This window comes from Bradyrhizobium sp. LTSP885, from assembly GCF_000938305.1.
Classification (GTDB): domain Bacteria; phylum Pseudomonadota; class Alphaproteobacteria; order Rhizobiales; family Xanthobacteraceae; genus Bradyrhizobium.
The window spans coordinates 72,287-90,667 of the sequence record NZ_JYMT01000015.1 but is presented as its reverse complement, the minus strand read 5'-3'; the positions used below and the strand labels follow the sequence as shown (position 1 = coordinate 90,667).

General features: G+C 62.7%; 19 protein-coding genes and 1 tRNA gene. 9 read left to right on the top strand and 11 right to left on the bottom strand.

The genetic code is table 11. The features are described from left to right. Positions 1-369 precede the first annotated feature (369 nt). The 5 genes from UP09_RS09740 to UP09_RS09720 all read left to right on the top strand — a co-directional run bounded on the left by UP09_RS09740 (position 370) and on the right by UP09_RS09720 (position 4,912). Positions 370-2,655, top strand: coding sequence for a glycosyltransferase family 4 protein (locus UP09_RS09740; RefSeq protein ID WP_044538015.1), 2,286 nt, complete (start codon positions 370-372; stop codon positions 2,653-2,655). A 34-nt stretch (positions 2,656-2,689) separates the two neighbouring features. Continuing rightward, positions 2,690-3,988 (top strand): glycoside hydrolase family 130 protein, encoded by a 1,299-nt coding sequence (locus tag UP09_RS09735; RefSeq protein ID WP_044537921.1) that lies wholly within the window; start codon positions 2,690-2,692, stop codon positions 3,986-3,988. 58 nt (positions 3,989-4,046) lie between these two features. Further along, the gene (locus UP09_RS09730) at positions 4,047-4,289 is read left to right on the top strand and encodes a hypothetical protein (RefSeq protein WP_044537920.1); all 243 of its coding nucleotides are present in this window, start codon (positions 4,047-4,049) and stop codon (positions 4,287-4,289) included. A gap of 81 nt (positions 4,290-4,370) precedes the next feature. Further along, entirely contained in the window at positions 4,371-4,559 is a 189-nt protein-coding gene (locus UP09_RS09725) for a hypothetical protein (RefSeq protein WP_044537919.1), read from the top strand. 68 nt (positions 4,560-4,627) lie between these two features. Then, a complete protein-coding gene (locus UP09_RS09720) occupies positions 4,628-4,912 on the top strand; it encodes a hypothetical protein (RefSeq protein ID WP_044538014.1) in 285 nt (94 codons plus the stop codon). Positions 4,913-5,038: 126 nt separating this feature from the next. On the opposite strand, the gene UP09_RS09715 is transcribed toward UP09_RS09720, so the two are convergent. From UP09_RS09715 to UP09_RS09680, 8 genes are all read right to left on the bottom strand, one after another. After that, positions 5,039-5,308 carry a BQ00720 family protein gene (locus tag UP09_RS09715; protein WP_044537918.1) on the bottom strand — a complete coding sequence of 90 codons (270 nt, stop codon included), beginning with the start codon at positions 5,306-5,308 and terminating at the stop codon, positions 5,039-5,041. A 50-nt stretch (positions 5,309-5,358) separates the two neighbouring features. Then, on the bottom strand, positions 5,359-5,784 hold the full coding sequence (locus tag UP09_RS09710; protein ID WP_044537917.1) for an Hsp20 family protein: 426 nt from the start codon (positions 5,782-5,784) through the stop codon (positions 5,359-5,361). Positions 5,785-6,033: 249 nt separating this feature from the next. Beyond that, on the bottom strand, positions 6,034-7,113 hold the full coding sequence (locus UP09_RS09705; RefSeq protein WP_044537916.1) for a sn-glycerol-3-phosphate import ATP-binding protein UgpC: 1,080 nt from the start codon (positions 7,111-7,113) through the stop codon (positions 6,034-6,036). A 16-nt stretch (positions 7,114-7,129) separates the two neighbouring features. Further along, positions 7,130-7,978 (bottom strand): sn-glycerol-3-phosphate ABC transporter permease UgpE, encoded by an 849-nt coding sequence (gene ugpE, locus UP09_RS09700; RefSeq protein ID WP_044537915.1) that lies wholly within the window; start codon positions 7,976-7,978, stop codon positions 7,130-7,132. Further along, entirely contained in the window at positions 7,978-8,859 is an 882-nt protein-coding gene (ugpA, locus tag UP09_RS09695; RefSeq protein WP_044537914.1) for a sn-glycerol-3-phosphate ABC transporter permease UgpA, read from the bottom strand. Before ugpA ends, ugpE begins: the two co-directional genes overlap by 1 nt. A 126-nt stretch (positions 8,860-8,985) precedes the next feature. Then, positions 8,986-10,305 carry a sn-glycerol-3-phosphate ABC transporter substrate-binding protein UgpB gene (gene ugpB, locus UP09_RS09690; RefSeq protein ID WP_044537913.1) on the bottom strand — a complete coding sequence of 440 codons (1,320 nt, stop codon included), beginning with the start codon at positions 10,303-10,305 and terminating at the stop codon, positions 8,986-8,988. 197 nt (positions 10,306-10,502) lie between these two features. Then, positions 10,503-11,705: a CaiB/BaiF CoA transferase family protein gene (locus tag UP09_RS09685; RefSeq protein ID WP_044537912.1), complete on the bottom strand. Its 1,203-nt coding sequence runs from the start codon at positions 11,703-11,705 to the stop codon at positions 10,503-10,505. A gap of 169 nt (positions 11,706-11,874) precedes the next feature. Continuing rightward, positions 11,875-12,300 carry an organic hydroperoxide resistance protein gene (locus tag UP09_RS09680; RefSeq protein WP_044537911.1) on the bottom strand — a complete coding sequence of 142 codons (426 nt, stop codon included), beginning with the start codon at positions 12,298-12,300 and terminating at the stop codon, positions 11,875-11,877. A gap of 164 nt (positions 12,301-12,464) precedes the next feature. Between UP09_RS09680 and UP09_RS09675 the strand changes: the two genes are divergently transcribed. After that, positions 12,465-12,926, top strand: a complete 462-nt coding sequence (locus UP09_RS09675) for a MarR family winged helix-turn-helix transcriptional regulator (RefSeq protein ID WP_044537910.1) — start codon at positions 12,465-12,467, stop codon at positions 12,924-12,926. A gap of 95 nt (positions 12,927-13,021) precedes the next feature. Here UP09_RS09675 and UP09_RS09670 read toward each other — a convergent pair. Together UP09_RS09670 and UP09_RS09665 are read right to left on the bottom strand one after the other, a co-directional pair. Further along, positions 13,022-13,097 (bottom strand) — tRNA-Ala (locus UP09_RS09670). A gap of 101 nt (positions 13,098-13,198) precedes the next feature. Beyond that, on the bottom strand, positions 13,199-13,609 hold the full coding sequence (locus UP09_RS09665) for a TIGR02300 family protein (protein WP_044537909.1): 411 nt from the start codon (positions 13,607-13,609) through the stop codon (positions 13,199-13,201). A 146-nt stretch (positions 13,610-13,755) separates the two neighbouring features. Between UP09_RS09665 and aroA the strand changes: the two genes are divergently transcribed. Beyond that, positions 13,756-15,093 (top strand): 3-phosphoshikimate 1-carboxyvinyltransferase, encoded by a 1,338-nt coding sequence (gene aroA / locus UP09_RS09660; RefSeq protein WP_044537908.1) that lies wholly within the window; start codon positions 13,756-13,758, stop codon positions 15,091-15,093. Continuing rightward, positions 15,090-15,719, top strand: a complete 630-nt coding sequence (cmk, locus tag UP09_RS09655) for a (d)CMP kinase (protein WP_044537907.1) — start codon at positions 15,090-15,092, stop codon at positions 15,717-15,719. Before aroA ends, cmk begins: the two co-directional genes overlap by 4 nt. A gap of 90 nt (positions 15,720-15,809) precedes the next feature. Here the strand turns inward: cmk and UP09_RS37525 are convergent, their stop codons facing one another. Further along, complete coding sequence (locus tag UP09_RS37525; protein WP_156164541.1) at positions 15,810-15,983, bottom strand: hypothetical protein; 174 nt, start codon at positions 15,981-15,983, stop codon at positions 15,810-15,812. Positions 15,984-16,482: 499 nt separating this feature from the next. Here UP09_RS37525 and rpsA point away from each other — a divergent pair, with 499 nt between their 5' ends. Further along, positions 16,483-18,192, top strand: coding sequence for a 30S ribosomal protein S1 (gene rpsA, locus UP09_RS09650; RefSeq protein WP_044537906.1), 1,710 nt, complete (start codon positions 16,483-16,485; stop codon positions 18,190-18,192). Positions 18,193-18,381: the final 189 nt, after the last annotated feature.

The window sequence follows — 18,381 nt, the reverse complement described above, 5'->3', positions numbered from 1 at the left end:
CCGAAGCCGAAGGAGCCACCAGCGGCCAATAACAGCGCGCCGCGTGCCGCATACAATGATCCGTTGATCGCAGAAGACGCCCGGATCGCGGCGAAGCTCAAGAATATCTGTCGCGGTTGTTGAGGTCTGCGCGGAAGCGGGAGACGGAGAGGGTACCGCCCTGCGCAAAGGTTGCTATCGGGTACCCGAGTAGCCACTTGATGAGATGACGTCGTCGAATCGTTGCGGCAGCGCCTGTCGCGAAGCGCGACGTCTTAGCCACGCCAGATCCTCCGAATGGAACCGACCAACGGCATGTCGCGTTGGCGTGCACGTTACACGTCAGGACAATTCATGACCATCGAGCATGCCTCGGTACAGATCGCCCGCATGACGCCGCTCCGCCGTATCGCCATTATCGGCAACTCGTTGCCTCGTCGATGCGGAATTGCAACCTTCACGACCGATCTCCGTAACGCGCTATCGGTTTCGCGCCCGGATCTTGAGACTTGCATCGTTGCGATGACCGATCGCGGCCAAGCCTATGATTATCCCCCTGCGGTCGCTTTTCAGATCAGAGACGGCAATATCGAAGAATACACGCGCGCCGCAGATTTCCTCAATGCCGGCCAGTTCGACACCGTGTGCCTGCAGCATGAATTCGGGATTTTCGGCGGTGAAGCCGGCGCCCATATCCTCGTGCTGTTGTCGCGCCTCACCATGCCTGTCGTGACGACGTTCCATACCGTGCTGGCCGATCCGACGGTCAGGCAACGTACGGTCATGGAGCGCATCGTCGATGCGTCGTCGAAGGTCGTGGTGATGGCCAACAAGGGCCGCGAGCTGTTGCGCGATGTCTACCAGGTACCCGACGATAAGATCGAGGTCATCGCCCACGGCATTCCCGACGTCGCCTTTGTCGAGCCTGATGCAGCGAAGGCCAGGCTCGGCTTCGAGCGAAATTCGGTCATCCTGACATTCGGCCTGTTATCGCCGAACAAGGGCATCGAAGTCATGATCGACGCCATGCCGTCGATTCTGAAACGCTGCGCGGATGCGGTGTACGTCGTGCTCGGCGCAACGCACCCTAATTTGGTTCGAAACCAGGGCGAGGCCTATCGCGATGGCCTGAAGGCGCGGGTGCGTGAGCTTGGAATAGAGGGCCATGTCGAGTTCCTTGACCGGTTCGTCGATCTGGCCACGCTGCTCGAATTCATCTCGATGTGCGACGTCTATGTCACGCCCTATCTCAACGAGGCGCAGATGACGTCGGGAACCCTGGCCTACAGCTTCGGACTGGGGAAGCCGGTGGTTTCGACGCCCTACTGGCATGCACGCGAGCTGCTGGCTGACGGATGCGGCGTTCTGGTGCCTTTTGGCGACGCTTCGGCGATCGGCAGCGAAATCGCAAAATTGCTTACCGACGACGCTCGCCGGCAGGCGATGTCCAGGCGCGCCTATGCGGCGAGCCGAACGATGACGTGGGAGCGCACCGCCGAGCGCTACATGTCCGTCTTCGAGAATGCACGGCAAGCGAACCGGCCCAAGATCTTCGCGCGCTCCGACATGGGCGCGCCGGAACCACGCGCTCCCGCGCCGCCGGATATGCAGATCGGCCATTTCCTGTCGATGTGCGACGATACCGGGCTGTACCAGCATGCGGTCCATTCGGTGCCCGACCGCGCGCACGGCTATTGCGTCGACGACAATGCTCGCGCCTTGCTGCTGGCCTGCGCGCTGAACAATCCAGGTGAACAGCCGCTGCCGGATGTCTTGACGACTCGCTTTGCGGCTTTCGTGCAGCATGCTTGGAACCCTGACACCAGGCATTTTCGCAACTTCATGGGCTTCAATCGAACCTGGCTTGAAGACCGGGGCTCCGAAGACAGTCACGGGCGAACGCTATGGGCCTTAGGGGAGGCTGCGCGCAGTGATGCAAGTCCATCGCGGCGCCGCTGGGCCACGGCCTTGTTCGCCGAGGCATTGCCGACCGTGGAGAGCTTCCGTTCGCCCCGAGCGTGGGCTTTCGCACTTCTGGGTCTGGACGCTTATTGCGTCGTCGCTCTGGACGATCTCCACGCCAGGGAAGTCCGGCACTCTCTCGCCGACAGGTTGATGTCCTGTCTGGCGTCGGTCGAGACGCCGGACTGGGTGTGGTTTGAGGATGGGCTCGCTTACGACAATGCGCGACTGCCGCAGGCCTTGATGCTTGCAGGCATGGCGACGAAAACGCCAAAGTACCTCGATGCCGGATTGCGGTCTCTGCGCTGGCTCATGACGCAACAAACGACACCGGCAGGTCATTTCCGGCCGGTCGGCACCGCCGGCTTCGGCGAGCAGCGGCAACATCCCCGTGCCTTCGATCAGCAACCCGTCGAAGCGACGGCGACGATCGCTGCCTGCCTGGCGGCGTGGCGCGCGAACGGCGATTCCGAATGGAAGGCCATGGCAGCGCGCGCCTTCGGCTGGTTTCTCGGCAGCAACGATCTGTCCGTGGCGCTGGTCGATCCGAACACCGGAAGTTGCCGCGATGGATTGCACCCCGATCGCGCCAATGAAAACCGCGGAGGCGAGTCGGTTGTTTGCTATCTCCTCGGACTCGCGGAGATGCGTCAGCTTGCGCGCGTTAGTACCAGCCTGACAAAGCCCGCTGCCTTGCGCGCCGTGGGCGCCTGAACTTCACCCCCTATTCCAGCAAGCCGAGGATACCGTGTCACAAGCAACCTTCCTGAACCGGCAGGCGCTTCATTTGCGCCCCGATCCCGCGCGGGTCATCGTGCGGCCATTCAAGCCGACGACTGAACCGCGCGATTTGAATCCGACCGACAAGATGCGCGCAAATCATATCGTCGACCGGGTTCTCGCACTCGATTCGGAGGCCGTCGCCGCTCAGCTCGCCGATGTCCTGGATAATTTCCTGGGTCGACATCGGAATTTGTTGGAGACCTTCGAAGCCCGCGCGGATGAGATGGAAGACGCTCTTGCGACCCACGGCCTGTTCTCGAAGACCCAGCGTCAGCTGGTGGGCGCTTATTTTCTCAGCGAGTATTCGTTCGAAGCCTCCGCCTTGTTCAATCCCAGCATCGTGCCGCATCCCGACCAATCTGATGCGCCGAAGGGCGGCACGCGCGTCATCATCAGCCTGCGTGCGATCGGCGAAGGACATGTGTCGTCACTGACGTTTCGAACCGGAGCAATCGCGGCCGATGGCAGCCTGACGGTTGATCCGACGGCTCGCCTCGCCTCGGTTCCCCGGATTTCCAATCGCATCTCCGGGCCGGACGGCGAGTCCGTCGAATTGATCTTCAAGCCTGAGGAAGATCTCAGCGAACGCGTGATCTTTCCAGTGACCGAATCCCAGTCCAACGGCATCGAAGATGTACGCTTTGTTGAATTTGTCGATGGCGATCGGAAGATCTACTACGCGACCTACACGGCCTACAGCGGACGGGCGATCCGTTCTGAGTTGATCGAGACCAGCGATTTCATGTCGTTTCGACTGTCGCCTTTGCGGGGGGCCGCAGCACGCAACAAGGGAATGGCGCTGTTCCCGCGCAAGATCGACGGCAAGTATGCCATGATCGCACGACAGGACAACGAGAACTTGTATCTGATCTATTCGGACGACCTCTACTCGTGGGAGGACGGTCAGCCGATTCTGAAGCCGCAATTTCCCTGGGAGTTCGTCCAGATCGGCAATTGCGGGTCGCCGATCGAGCTTGATGAAGGCTGGCTGCTGCTGACGCACGGCGTTGGTCCGGTCCGCAAATACTCGATCGGGGCGGCGCTGCTCGACAAGCGGGACCCATCGAAAGTGCTGGCGCGTTCGAGCGAGCCGCTGTTGCGGCCCGAACCATCCGAGCGCGAAGGATACGTTCCCAACGTCGTCTATACCTGCGGTGCGATGAGGCACAATGACCTGATCGTTTTGCCTTATGCCGTGTCGGACACCTACTCCAGTTTCGCAACAATCAAGATTTCCGCGCTCATGGACTCGATGAGCCGCTGAGCGCGGCCGGGCAGTCGTTGGCGTCAACCGCGTTTCCCGACAGGTCATAGGAGCCACGATGGCCCGCGAAACAACCTACGTCGTGCAGGCATTCAATGCCGGCAAGGGCGGATATCTGAAGCCCGACTCTCCAATCGTCTGCAAGTCGGCAAGTGGAGCCCTGCGAACGGCGGAGAGACTGGCTTTGAGCAAGCTCGCCGTCGTCGCGTTCTCGTCCACCGGCGATCCCGAGTTTGGCGATTATGACGATGAGCCTACGGTGTTCTTCCGGAAGGGCGATCTCCCGGCTGCCTTCGATTGAGTCGTTAAGACATGATGACTTATCCTCGACGTGTCATCATGCTCCAGGTTGCGAGCGACAAGCTATTGCGGAGGATCCCGGGTGAACGAGCGGCTTGAAACACTGAAGAAAGCCCGTGGCCGCATGATCGAGGACAGGGACGCGCATGCGAAAGTGCTGGCGGCTCCGTTTGATCGTGAAAAGGCCGAGCGAGCACGCAACAAGTTCGTCGAGCTTCAAACGCTGATCGACGCCCTCGACCGCGCTATCGCCGGAGAGAACTCCGTTTGAGATCGATCGGAGGGCGGAATTCCGGAGTGACCCGGGCTCATTTCGACAAGGCCAAGATAGAGAGCTTCATGTCGAAGCGCATCGACAAGTCATGGACCGTCTTCGTCAGCATCGAAAATGCCGAGCACGACAGATGCGTGGATATGTTTTCCAGATCGGATGGCAGCTACGGATTCGAGGAATTCAGGCGGGACATCGAAGATGCCGGGCAATGGACGCCCGTCCAGTATTATTCGGGCGTTAGCTACGCTTCAGCAACTGATGCCCTGGATACCGCCGAACGATGTGTGTCCTGGCTGGTCCAGGTGCTCGCCGAGAGGCCGGACCTGAGGACGCGTGTCGGTTTGGGCTAATCGCGAAGCAGATCGCATCATGCTCTGTCGCGTCGCAGGTCACCCACAAAAAATGCGCGGGCCGCATCGACCGGTGTCGAGGCATGCCCGCGCATTTGAACTCGCGGATGAACTGTCAGCCGGCGCTCAGTGGACGCTGACGGCCTGTAGCTCGTTGCTCCAGGCGTTCGCGACGGCGGCTTCGCGGCTGTCGGTCAGCATGATCGGGGTGCCGTCGGCGGCGTGAAGCGCAAACAGCTTGAGGCCCGGCGCAATCTTGGGTGCCTCGGGAAACAGTCCCGGCACATCCTCGGAACGGACCTGCTTCACGTACGCGATATGACCCTCGCCCAGATGGGCCAGTGCTTCCGGCGTGACGCTGTCGGATTCGATGGTGGTGGTGCTCATGTCACTCATGGTCTCGACTCCTCAGTCAGATAAGCGGTCGAGTCCGCTCCTGGTTTCTATTATTCGTGCTCATTGATAGCGATTGTCTTAACGACCCGTTCAGGTTCTGGCCTGGCGAGGTCGATCGACAACAGCCCGTTCTTCAGATCCGCACCCAGCACATGCATCCCCTCCGCCAGCACGAAGGTGCGCTGGAAGTGGCGCGCGGCGATGCCGCGATGGATGTATTGCCGGGCCTTGTCGTCCTGCTGGCGGCCGCGGATGACGAGCTGGTTTTCCTCAATGGTCACATCGAGTTGGTCGCGGGTAAACCCGGCCACCGCCAGCGTGATGCGCAGGCGTTCGGGTGCACCGTTGGACCGGTCACACCGTTCGATGTTGTAGGGAGGATAGCCGTCAGCGCCCTTCACGACCCGATCGAGCGCACGCTCGATTTCGTCGAACCCTAGAAGGAACGGACTGGACAACGATGGAACACGAGACATTACAAAGTCCTCTCGAAGCGACTTTGAGGGGCCCTTGCGGCACCCCATGCAACCGGCGGGCCCGTTTGGCCTCCGGTCAATCGTCAATATGGGGGTGATTTGGACAGGGTTCAAGCATCTCAGGAATCAGGCTTAATTGCTCTTGAACATTGCTTTTCCGTCATGGCAGGCCGGCCGGCCGAACGCCTGACCCGGAATCAAGGGGAGTTCCCGCTCGCGGGTGCCCCGGAATGACCACGTGCGGGACTCTCAGCCGACCCGTTTCCGGCCGTCAGCCGTGAACAGGTGCAATTTGTCGCGGGGGGCAAGCGCCCGGATCCGTTCGCCGATGGCGGGTCCGGTGGCGCCGGGAACCCGGACGATGACCTCGCCGGGCGGCAGTTCGCCCGGGTTGGCGGCAACCCCCTGTTCCGCGCGTTGGCGGCTGCCATAGACGAAGGTCTCGGCGCCGACATGTTCGATCGCCTCGACCGTCAGGTCGAGCGCGACGCCGCCGGATACGGTCTCGCTGGAGAGGACAAAATCCTCCGGCCGGATCCCGAGGATGCCGGCGCCATCGGGGCCGGCGATCTGGGATTTCAGCTCGTCCGAGCCGAGCGGCATCAAATTCATCGGCGGTGCGCCGATGAAGGAGGCGACGAAGGTGGTCGCCGGCTTCTGGTAGATGTCGAGCGGGTTGCCGATCTGCTCGACCTGGCCGCCGTTCATGACCACGAGGATGTCGGCGAGTGTCATCGCCTCCAGCTGGTCGTGGGTGACGTAGATCGACGTGGTGTTGAGGCGGCGTTGCAGTTTCCGGATCTCGACCCGCATCGCGATGCGCAGCTTGGCGTCGAGGTTCGACAGCGGCTCGTCGAACAGGAACACTTTTGGTTGCCGCACGATGGCGCGGCCCATCGCGACGCGCTGGCGTTGGCCGCCGGAGAGCTGTCGCGGCTTGCGCTCCAGCATCGGCGCCAGCTCGAGGACGCGCGCGGCCTCCTCGACCCGGGTCTTGACCTCGGCCTCCGCCATGCCGCGGTTGCGCAGGCCGTAGGCCATGTTGTTGTAGACGCTCATATGCGGATAGAGCGCGTAATTCTGGAACACCATTGCGATGTCGCGATCGGCGGGCTCGATCTGGTTGACGATGCGGCCGCCGATATCGATCTCGCCGCTGGAAATAGTTTCAAGGCCTGCGACCATGCGCAAGAGCGTGGACTTGCCGCAGCCGGAGGGGCCAACCAGCACGCAGAATTGGCCGTCGCCGACATCGACGTTGACGCCCTTGATGGCTTCGAAGCCGCCGGGATAGGTCTTGCGGACGTTGCGCAGCGTGACGTTTGCCATGAACTCTCTCTTGGAATTACTTTTCCGTCTCGACCAATCCGCGCACGAACAATTTCTGCATCGCGACGACGACGAAGATCGGCGGCAGCATCGCGAGCAAAGCGGTCGCCATCACCACGGGCCATTCGGTCAGCGCGTCGGTCGTGGTGATCATCTTGCGGATGCCGACCTGGATGGTCTGCATGTCGTCGCGGGTGGTGATCAAAAGCGGCCAGAGATACTGATTCCAGCCCAGGATGAACAGGATCACGAACAGCGCCGCCATGTTGGTGCGCGACAGCGGCAGCAGCGTATCCCAGAAGAAGCGGAACGGGCCCGCGCCGTCGATCCGCGACGCCTCCAGCAACTCGTCCGGCACCGTCATGAAGAACTGCCGGAACAGAAGCGTTGCGGTGGCGGAGGCGATCAGCGGCAGCGACAGGCCGGCGTAGCTGTCGAGCAGATGCAGGTCGGCGACGATCTTGTAGGTCGGATAGATACGGACCTCGACCGGCAGCATCAAGGTGATGAAGATGATCCAGAAGATAGGCATCCGGAACGGGAAGCGGAAATAGACGATTCCGTAGGCCGAGATGATCGAGATCGCGATCTTTCCGACCGCGATCATCATCGCCATGATCAGCGAATTCAGCATCATGTTGAGGACCGGCTCGCGGGTCGAACCGCTCGTGCCCACGAACAGCGTTTGGTAGTAGGTCTCGAAGAAATGGCCGCCCGGCAACAGCGACATCTGGCCGTTGGCGATCGCCGCGTTGTCCTGGGTGGAGGCGATGATGGCGATATAGACCGGGAACGCGACGATCGCGATGCCGATCCACAGGATGATGTGAGCGACGTAGCGGCGAATGCCTTCTTCCTCGACCATCAGTAGGTCACCTTGCGTTCGACGAAGCGGAACTGGATTCCCGTCAGCACGATGACGATGACCATCAGGATGACCGACTGCGCGGCCGAGGAGCCGAGATTGCCGCCAAGCAGGCCGTCGGAATAGACCTTGTACACCAGCGTCTCAGTTGATTTTCCGGGACCGCCGCGGGTCATCGTGTCGATGATACCGAAGGTCTCGAAGAAGGCGTAGACGATGTTGATGACAAGGAGGAAGAAGATGGTCGGTGACAGCAACGGGAAGGTCACGGTCCAGAACCGCCGCATCGGACGGGCGCCGTCGATCGCGGCGGCCTCGAACACGCTTTTCGGAATCGCCTGCAGGCCGGCGAGGAAGAACAGGAAATTATAGGAGATCTGCTTCCAGGCGGCGGCGAGGATGATTAGCAGCGCCGCCTGGTCGCCGTTGAGCAGCGGATTCCAGTCGACGCCGAGCGCGCGCAGATAGCGCGAGAGCACGCCGAGCGAGGGATGCAGCATGAAGATGAAGAGCACGCCGACGACCGGCGGCGCCACCGCATAGGGCCAGATCAAGAGCGTACGGTAGAGCGTGACGCCGCGCAGCGGCTTGTCGGCCATGACCGCGAGCAGCAGCGCAAAGGACAGCGACGAGAAGGCGATCGCAAACGAGAACGCGAACGTTCTAACGATCGCTTCGAAATAGGCTGCGTCCTTGAACAGTTCGAGATAGTTCTCGAACCAGACGAAGGTCGTGGAAAGACCGAATGCGTCCTGCAGCAGGAACGACTGGATCACGGCCTGCACGGCCGGCCAGTAGAAGAATATCAGGACGATTGCGAGCTGCGGGGCAACCAGCGCGTAGGGCAACAGCTTTGACTGAAAAACCGACTGCTTTTCCATGATGTCCTGAAAATGGCAGGCCGCATGATGCGGCCTGCCGGGTTGCCGGTCTAGAGCGTTTTCGAGCGAAGTGGATACCGGTTCGCGTGAAGAAAACGCGTCAAGAGAAGAATCTAGAGTGCCGTCTCAGTGGACGGCGGTCTTTTCAAACTGTCGCAGCATCTGGTTGCCGCGTTCGACGGCGGCATCCAGCGCCTGTTTGGCGGTCTTCTTGCCAGCCAGCGCCTGCTCGATTTCCTCCGACCACATATCACGCAGCTGCACCATGTTGCCGAGGCGCAGACCGCGGGAATTCTCGGTCGGCTCCTTGTTGGTCAGCTCGAGCAGCGGGGTCTCGAGATAGGGCTGGTCCTTGTAGAAGCCCTCTTCCTTGGCCTTGGCATAGGCGGCCTTGGTGATCGGCAGATAGCCCGAGGCCTTGTGGATCCAGACCTGACGGTCGGTGTCCGACAGGAAGGTCAGGAATTTCGCCACGCCCTTGTATTCCTCGGCCGACTTGCCGCCCATCACCCAGAGCGAGGCGCCGCCGATGATCGAGTTCTGCGGCGCGCCCTTGACGTCGGGATAAATGGGCATCGGCGCCGCGGTGAAGTTGAACTTGGCCTGCGCCTTGACGTTGCCGAAGAAGGACGACGAGGTCAGGTAGATCGGGCATTCACCGGAAGTGAAGCGGCCCTCGCCGGTGTTGGTGCGGCCGGCGTAGTCGTAGGTCTTGTCCTTTTGCAGCTCGATCAGGTTCTCGAGATGCTTGACCTGCAGCGGGCCGTTGAATTCGAGCACTGTGTCGAAGCCGTCGAGACCGTTCGCCTTGCTGGCGAGCGGCACGTTGTGCCAGGCGGAGAGCTGCTCGAGATTGACCCAGGTGACCCAGGATCCGGAGAAGCCGCAGGTGGTGTAGCCGGACGCCTTCAGCTTCTTGGCATCGTCGAACACTTCGGGCCAGGTCTTCGGAATTTCCGCGATATTGGCCTTCTTCAGCGCGTCGAGATTGATCCACATCACGGTCGACGACGAGTTGAAGGGGAACGACAGCATCTCGCCCTTCGAGGTCGAGTAATAGCCAGTGATCGCGGGCAGATAATTGCCGGGATCGAACTTCTCGCCGGCGTCGGCCATCAGCTTGTAGACCGGTTTGACGGCGCCGGTAGCGGCCATCATGGTCGCGGTGCCGACCTCGAACACCTGCATGATGTGCGGCGCGCTGCCGGCGCGAAACGCGGCAATGCCGGCGTTCATCGTATCGGGATAGCTGCCCTTGTAGGTCGGGACGACCTTGTAATCGCTCTGCGCGGCATTGAAATCGTTGGCGAGCTTGACGATGACGTCGTTATTGGCGCCGGTCATCGCATGCCACCACTGGATTTCCGTGACGGCCAGCGCGGGCGAGGCGCCGAATGCCAGTGTGACCGCGACTGCCGCGGCAGCGCCAAATTGCCGAAAACCCATCAAAAATTCCTCCCTTGGGACCGTCATCGATAAGCCGTTGCGCCTAGCAGCGCCGGATGACGTTCAAATGACCGTATAAGCCAGCCGATCGTAGGGGGGAAGCGAGGCCGGTGGGAAGCGGTAAAAAAGGTGGAGCTTGCAGCCGCGCGCGTGCGGCGCAACGTCAGGGGTGACGCTGCGCCGCATCAGAGGTGCGATCAGCGCTTGCGCGTGGGGCAGACCACGCCCTTGTCGACCAGGGCGTTGATCTCGTCCCTGGAGTAGCCGAACTCGCCGAGCACTTCCGCGGAGTGCTGGCTGAATTTCGGTGGCGTGCGGCGCAGGCTCGGCTTGGTGCGCTCGAGCCGGATCGGCGAGGCGACGCCCTTGTACCAATCCTTTTCAATGACGTCGCCGCGATGGATGGTGTGCGGGTTGGTCAGCGCCTGGTCGATCTTCTGCACCGGCCCTGCCGGCAGGCCCGCGGCGAGCAGGCGATTGCACAGCGGCTCGGCCTCGTGCTGGCTGAACACGGCGGCCAACTCGGCGCGCAGCGCGTCGCGGTTGGCGATGCGGTCCTTGTTGCGGGCAAAGCGCGGATCAGTGCCGAGCTCGGGCTTGCCGATCTCCCTGGCGAGCTTGCGGAAGGTGCCGTCATTGCCGACGCCGATGAAGATGTTGTCGGTCCTGGTCGGGAAGATCGCGTAAGGCACGAGGTTGGGATGCTCGTTGCCGGTCAGCGACGGCGGCTTGCCATGCATGAAATAGTTCGCGGTGTGCGGATGCATGATCGCAAGGCCGGTCTCATACAGCGTGGTCTCGAGGAATTGGCCGAGACCCGAGCGCTGCCGCTCCGACAGCGCCATCAGGATGCCGATCGCCGCATAGAGCCCGGTGGTGATGTCGACCAGCGGCACGCCGATCCGCATCGGTCCGCTCTCGGGCGAGCCGGTCGCGGCGATCATGCCCGTCATCGCCTGGATGATGGCGTCATAGCCCGGATTGCCGCCGCGCGGGCCGTCGGCGCCGAAGCCGGAGATGCGGCAATGCACGAGGCGCGGAAATTTGGCGCGCAGTACGTCGTTGCCGATGCCCCATTTGTCGAGGGTACCCGGCTTGAAATTCTCGATCAGCACGTCGGCGGTCTCGAGCATCTTCATCAGCACGGCGCGGCCGCCCTCGGAGGCGAGATCGAGGCCGATCGAGCGCTTGTTGCGGTTGATGCCGACGAAATAGGCCGCGTCCTCCTCGTGGAAGGGAGGGCCCCAGTCGCGGACTTCATCGCCGGCGGGCGGTTCGACCTTGATCACGTCGGCGCCGTGGTCGGCCAGGATCTGGGTGCAGTAGGGGCCGCCGAGCACGCGCGTCAGATCGATCACGCGCAGTCCGGTCATCGCGCCCGAAGCCGCTGGGGTATTCATGGAAGCAACCTTCGCTCAGATGGGATCGTCAATTAGGGGTCCCAGAGCTAACGGGCTTCGCCGGCGCCAGCAATGGCCTGGCGCGCACGGGCACATGCCGCCGCAACGCAAATGGCCCGCCGTGAGGGCGGGCCATTCCGTGTGATGGATTTCCCGGATCGGCCGGGACTTAGACGACGGTCAGCTTGACGTCGATATTGCCGCGGGTCGCGTTGGAGTAGGGGCACACCTGGTGGGCCTTCTCGACCAGGGCCTCGGCCTCGGCGTGGGGAAGGCCGGGCAGGGAGACGGCGAGGTCGACGGTCAGGCCAAAGCCGCCGGCCGCGCGCGGGCCGATGCCGACGGTCGAGGTCACCGCGGCGTCGGCGGGAACCTTGGGGCCGCCCTGCGAGGCGACGAATTTCATGGCACCGATGAAGCAGGCGGCGTAGCCGGCCGCGAACAGCTGCTCGGGATTGTTGCCGGCGCCGCCGCCGCCACCGAGCTCCTTCGGAGTGGTGAGCTTGACGTCGAGCGCGCCATCGAGGGTCGCTGCATGGCCGTCACGGCCGCCGGTGGCCTTGGCGCTGGTCTTGTAGAGCACGTTCACAGACATGGTGGTCTCCCTTGGGCTTGGTTTCGATAGATCATGTATTGCACGCAATTAGATTGTGTACAATATAAAACAGATGGCCTCACATTTAATTGTTCGCAATTGAATCCCGGCTCGCGCCGGCCCAGAATGAATTTGGAATGTGACAGGTTTTGACGGGATCTCCCATGGTCAGGAAACAAACCGCGGCGGACCAGGCGCTGCGGCTCGACAACCAAATCTGCTTCGCGGTCTATTCGACCGCGCATGCGTTCAACCGCGTCTACAAGCCGCTGCTCGACCGGCTCGGTCTGACCTATCCGCAATATCTGGTGATGCTGACGCTGTGGGAGCGCGACGGCGTTCCGCTCAAGGACATCGGTGAGCGGCTGTTTCTGGACTCCGGCACCCTGACGCCGCTCCTGAAGCGGCTCGAGGCGGCGGATTTGATCAAGCGAACCCGCAGCACCGTGGACGAACGCCAGGTGCTGATCGCGCTGACACCGCAGGGCCACGCGCTGCGCGACAAGGCCAAGGCCGTGCCGCAGTCGATCCTGGCGGCGTCGGCCTGCTCGGTCGGCGAATTGCTGGCGATGAAGGACGAGATCGTCGCGCTGCGCGACCGGCTGAATGCAGTGCTGGAGGAGTAGGGGGCGAGAGCCCGGCTTCGCCCTTCGGGCTACGCCGCGGCAGCCTTCGCTACGAGAGGGCTTGCCGAGCCGAAGCTGGCGAAGCCAGCGAAGGCTGGTGGAGCCAGGCGGGATCGAACCGCCGACCTCTTGCATGCCATGCAAGCGCTCTCCCAGCTGAGCTATGGCCCCTTAAAGTCTTTCAGTTTAGGCGCGACCCTTCGATCCTGCCCGGCCCCCGAGCCCTAGGCGACTCGTGAGGCAGCACCCTTCACCACAGATCGGCGACGATCTCAAGTCTCTTCGTCGCCTCCGACGTCACCAATGATGTCGGTCACGTCCTCATCGCCCTCTTCCTCGTCGGCGATGAAGGTCGAATCGTCGTCATCATCGTCGTCGATGGTCTCATCGGCCTCGATGTCGTCCTCGGATTCGGGAACCACGGCCTTGACCTTGCCGGTGTTCTCCTCGGCATCGGCCTCCTCGAGCGAGACCAATTCCTCGGCTTCCGCCGGCTCCGGCGTGTCGGCTGCGGCTGTCGGCGCCGCCGCGGCAGCAGCGGCACGGCCTCGCGGCGGGGCAACTGGCGCGATCGGCACGACTTCGCCGGTGTAGGGCGAGATCACCGGACTCTTGTTCAGGTCGTAGAACTTCTTGCCCGTCGTCGGGCAAATGCGTTTGGTTCCGAGATCGGACTTGGCCACGTGGTGATCCTGGGAATTTTGCTGAAAAACGGTGCTTCACTTGGCTAGTTGAGGCGCTGCTGTCAATAGCGCTTTGCGCGCATTCGACGGGCGCGTGACGCGGTGTTGCCTATGTGATACCTGCCGCGGCGCGAGAGGACACAATATTGGCCCATTCTGACACCCCGACTCCACTGGAATCCCGCGCGAGCGGCCCCTTGGCCGGCAGAGTCCGCGTTCCCGGGGACAAATCGATTTCCCACCGCGCCCTGATCCTCGGAGCGCTTTCGGTTGGCGAAACCCGCATTTCCGGCCTTCTGGAAGGCGAGGACGTGCTCAATACGGCCAAATCCATGCAGGCGCTGGGCGCCAGGGTCGAGCGAACCGGCCCGTTCGCCTGGACGGTCTCGGGCGTCGGCGTCGGTGGCTTCGCCCAGCCGGCCACCGCGCTCGATTTTGGCAATTCCGGCACCGGCTGCCGGCTGGTGATGGGGGCGGTCGCCGGATGCCCGATCACGGCGGTGTTCGACGGCGACGCCTCGCTGCGCACCCGCCCGATGCGCCGGATCCTCGACCCGCTGGAGCTGATGGGCGCCAGGACCAGCGATATAAGGGAAGGCGGCCGGTTGCCGCTGACGCTGAGCGGCGCGCGCTATCCGGTGCCGATCGTCTACAAGACGCCGGTCGCCTCGGCCCAGATCAAGTCCGCGGTGCTGCTGGCGGGGCTATCTGCACCCGGCATGACGACCGTGATCGAGCAGGAAGCCAGCCGGGACCATACCGAGCTGATGCTCAAGCATTTCGGCGCCGAGATCTCATCGGAGAAGGCCGGCAGCCACGGCCGCAGGATCACGCTGTCAGGCGAGCCCGAGCTGCACGGCGCGGAGGTCGTGGTGCCGGCCGATCCGTCCTCGGCGGCATTCCCGATCGTGGCGGCGCTGATCGTCGGCGGCTCCGACGTCGTATTCTCCGACGTCATGACCAATCCGCTGCGCACCGGCCTGTTCACAACGCTGCGCGAGATGGGCGCGTCCATCGAGGAGAGCGAGGTGCGCGGCGACGCCGGCGAGCCGATGGCGCAGCTGCGCGTGCGGGCCTCGAAGCTGCGCGGCGTCGAGGTGCCGCCGGAGCGCGCGCCCTCGATGATCGACGAATACCTGGTGCTGGCGGTTGCGGCGAGCTTCGCCGAGGGCACCACGATCATGCGCGGCTTGCAGGAATTGCGTGTCAAGGAATCCGATCGGCTCGAGGCCACCGCGGACATGCTGCGGGTCAACGGCGTCAAGGTCGAGATCTCCGGCGACGATCTGATCGTCGAAGGCCGCGGCCATGTCGAGGGCGGCGGCCTTGTCGCGACCCACATGGATCATCGCATCGCGATGTCGGCGCTGGTGATGGGCCTCGCTTCCGACAAGCCGGTCAAGGTCGACGACACCGCCTTCATCGCCACCAGCTTTCCGGATTTCATCCCGATGATGCGTTCGCTCGGAGCGGATTTCTCATGATCATCGCCATCGACGGTCCCGCCGCCTCGGGCAAGGGCACACTCGGCAAGCGGCTCGCCCATCATTACGGCTATCGCCATCTCGACACCGGCGTGATCTATCGCGCCGTCGCCTATACGCTGATGGAGGCGGGCGCCGACCTCAACGATGAGGCGCTGGCGGTGGCCGCGGCGCTCGAGCTTGATCCCGAGAGATTTGGTAATCCGGTGCTGAAGACGCAGAAGGTCGGCGATGCCGCATCCGTGGTCTCGGCGTTTCCCCGGGTGCGCGAGGCGCTGGTCAGCTTCCAGCGTCAGTTCGCCGCCGATCCGCCCGGCGCGGTGCTCGATGGCCGCGACATCGGCACGGTGATCTGCCCGGACGCCGACGTGAAGATTTTCGTGATCGCCGACCCGCGGGTGCGCGCCAAACGGCGCACGCTGGAGGCCCGCTCGCGCGGCGAGGAGGCCGACGAGGACGCGGTGCTGGCCGATATCCTCAAGCGCGACGAGCGCGACCAGAACCGGTCGACAGCGCCGTTACGTGCGGCGCCGGACGCCCACACGCTGGACAATTCCTATCTCGACATCGAGGCCGGTGTCCGTGCCGCCATCGCCATCGTCGAGGCGGTTCGCGCCAGGCGCTGATTCAGCCAGTGCATCACGGCAAAGAGCGCGATGACAGGGTCATCGCGCTCTTTGTTACACAACGTCCTGGCTACATAACGTCCTGATGGATCAGTTCTTTGACCAGTAGCGGTCGAACGGCAGCTCCTGATCGGCCATCGTCAGAAGCGGCTGATCGGCCTGGATCGAAGCAGCATGCTCGGTCGAAACGGCACCAGGCATCGCGGCGACGGCATTTCCAAGCGTCAGGACGGCAATCGCCGCCAGCACCACAAAGCTTTTCATTGGGTAACCCCCCTGTTTTGAACGGTGTCATCCTGTGGGGGCCTGGTTAAGGGTGGGTTCCGGCCCAAGCCTCACCGAAGTCCGGCGCCGGTCATTTCACCTGGTGCGGTCAACAACGCGTTGAAATGCAGGATTTGAGGCCGCTAGCACGCTTAAAGCCCCGTAAATCGGCCATTTCCGGCTTGCCCAAAAGCGGCCTCGGGGCTATATCAGCGCCGTCCGGGCCACCATCGATCATGTCGAGGCTGCGTCCGAGCGGGCCGGTGACGGGTTTTAGCCCCAGCCGCATCAGGAGGAACGCCCGCTCCCGGTCTTGAAGTCGATACTCTCGTTTCAGGTCCCGGATAAAATCAAACGTACCGAACGTGCAGTTTTGCTGCCGGCCCGCTGTTGCGCCTCCCGCAACGAGCGGTCGTCAGGGTTTGCGGAACCCTGACACTCCACGCGCGGTGCGCCCAACAACCCTAACAGCCGGCGAGATTCCGCATCTGGAGAACAAATGGCTTCGAATTCTGCTGCTTCCTATAGTCCGACCCGCGACGATTTCGCCGCGATGCTCGATGAGTCCTTTGCCGGCGGTAACCTGCAGGAAAGCTCCGTCATCAAGGGTACGGTGGTTGCAATTGAGAAAGACATGGCCGTCATCGACGTCGGCCTGAAGACCGAAGGCCGCGTCGCGCTGCGCGAATTCGCCGGCCCCGGCCGTGAAAGCGATCTGAAGGTCGGCGACACCGTCGAGGTGTTCCTCGACCGGATCGAGAATGCGCTCGGCGAAGCCGTGCTGTCGCGCGACAAGGCGCGCCGCGAGGAGAGCTGGGGCAAGCTCGAGAAGGCCTTCCAGAACAACGAAAAGGTCAACGGCGTCATCTTCAACCAGGTCAAGGGCGGCTTCACCGTCGACCTCGACGGCGCGGTCGCCTTCCTGCCGCGCTCGCAGGTCGACATCCGTCCGATCCGCGACGTTGCGCCGCTGATGAACAACTCGCAGCCGTTCCAGATCCTCAAGATGGACCGCCGCCGCGGCAACATCGTGGTGTCGCGCCGCACGGTTCTCGAAGAGACCCGCGCCGAGCAGCGCCAGGAGCTGGTGCAGAACCTCGAAGAGGGCCAGGTGATCGACGGCGTGGTCAAGAACATCACCGATTACGGTGCGTTCGTTGATCTCGGCGGCATCGACGGCCTGCTGCACGTCACCGACATCGCCTGGCGGCGCGTCAACCACCCGACCGAGGTGCTGACGATCGGCCAGACCGTGAAGGTCAAGATCATCAAGATCAACCACGAGACCCACCGCATCTCGCTCGGCATGAAGCAGCTGCTGGACGATCCGTGGCAGGGCATCGAGGCGAAGTATCCGCTCGGCGCCCGCTTCACCGGCCGCGTCACCAACATCACCGACTACGGCGCGTTCGTCGAGCTGGAGCCGGGCATCGAAGGCCTGATCCACGTCTCGGAGATGTCGTGGACCAAGAAGAACATGCACCCCGGCAAGATCGTTTCGACCTCGCAGGAAGTCGAAGTGCAGGTTCTCGAAGTCGATTCGGTCAAGCGCCGCATCTCGCTCGGCCTCAAGCAGACCATGCGCAACCCCTGGGAAGTGTTCGTCGAGAAATTCCCGGTCGGCTCCACGGTCGAAGGCGAAGTCAAGAACAAGACCGAGTTCGGACTTTTCTTGGGCCTCGACGGCGACGTGGACGGCATGGTGCATCTGTCCGACCTCGACTGGAAGCTTCCGGGCGAGCAGGTGATCGACAACTTCAAGAAGGGCGACATGGTCAAGGCCGTGGTGCTCGATGTCGATGTCGAGAAGGAGCGCATTTCCCTCGGCGTCAAGCAACTCGAAGGCGACCCCTTCGCGGAGCCGGGCGACGTCAAGAAGGGCGCGGTCGTGACCTGCGAAATCCTTGAGGTCAAGGAAAGCGGCATCGAGGTCCGGATCTCGGGCACCGAGTTCACCACCTTCATCAAGCGGTCCGAGCTGGCCCGCGACCGCAACGACCAACGCGCCGAACGCTTTGCCGTCGGTGAGAAGGTCGATGCCCGCGTCATCCAGTTCGACAAGAAGGCCCGCAAGGTGCAGGTCTCGATCAAGGCGCTGGAAGTCGCCGAAGAGAAGGAAGCCATCGCGCAGTACGGCTCCTCCGATTCGGGAGCCACGCTTGGCGACATCCTCGGCACCGCGCTGAAGAACCGCGGCGGCGACAAGTAAGCATTCGCTCAATCCGAGTGATCAACGAGGCCCCGGCGCACGCCGGGGCCTTTTGTTTTGCGGGTCCCGTTGGCTCCCATCCCGGCTACGGTTCTGCGGGCCTTGTTTTCTTCATATTGCACCGCAATTGATGTATTTGATTAGGGCTATAATGACGCTGCGACTGCAAAACGCGCGGGACGTATTTGG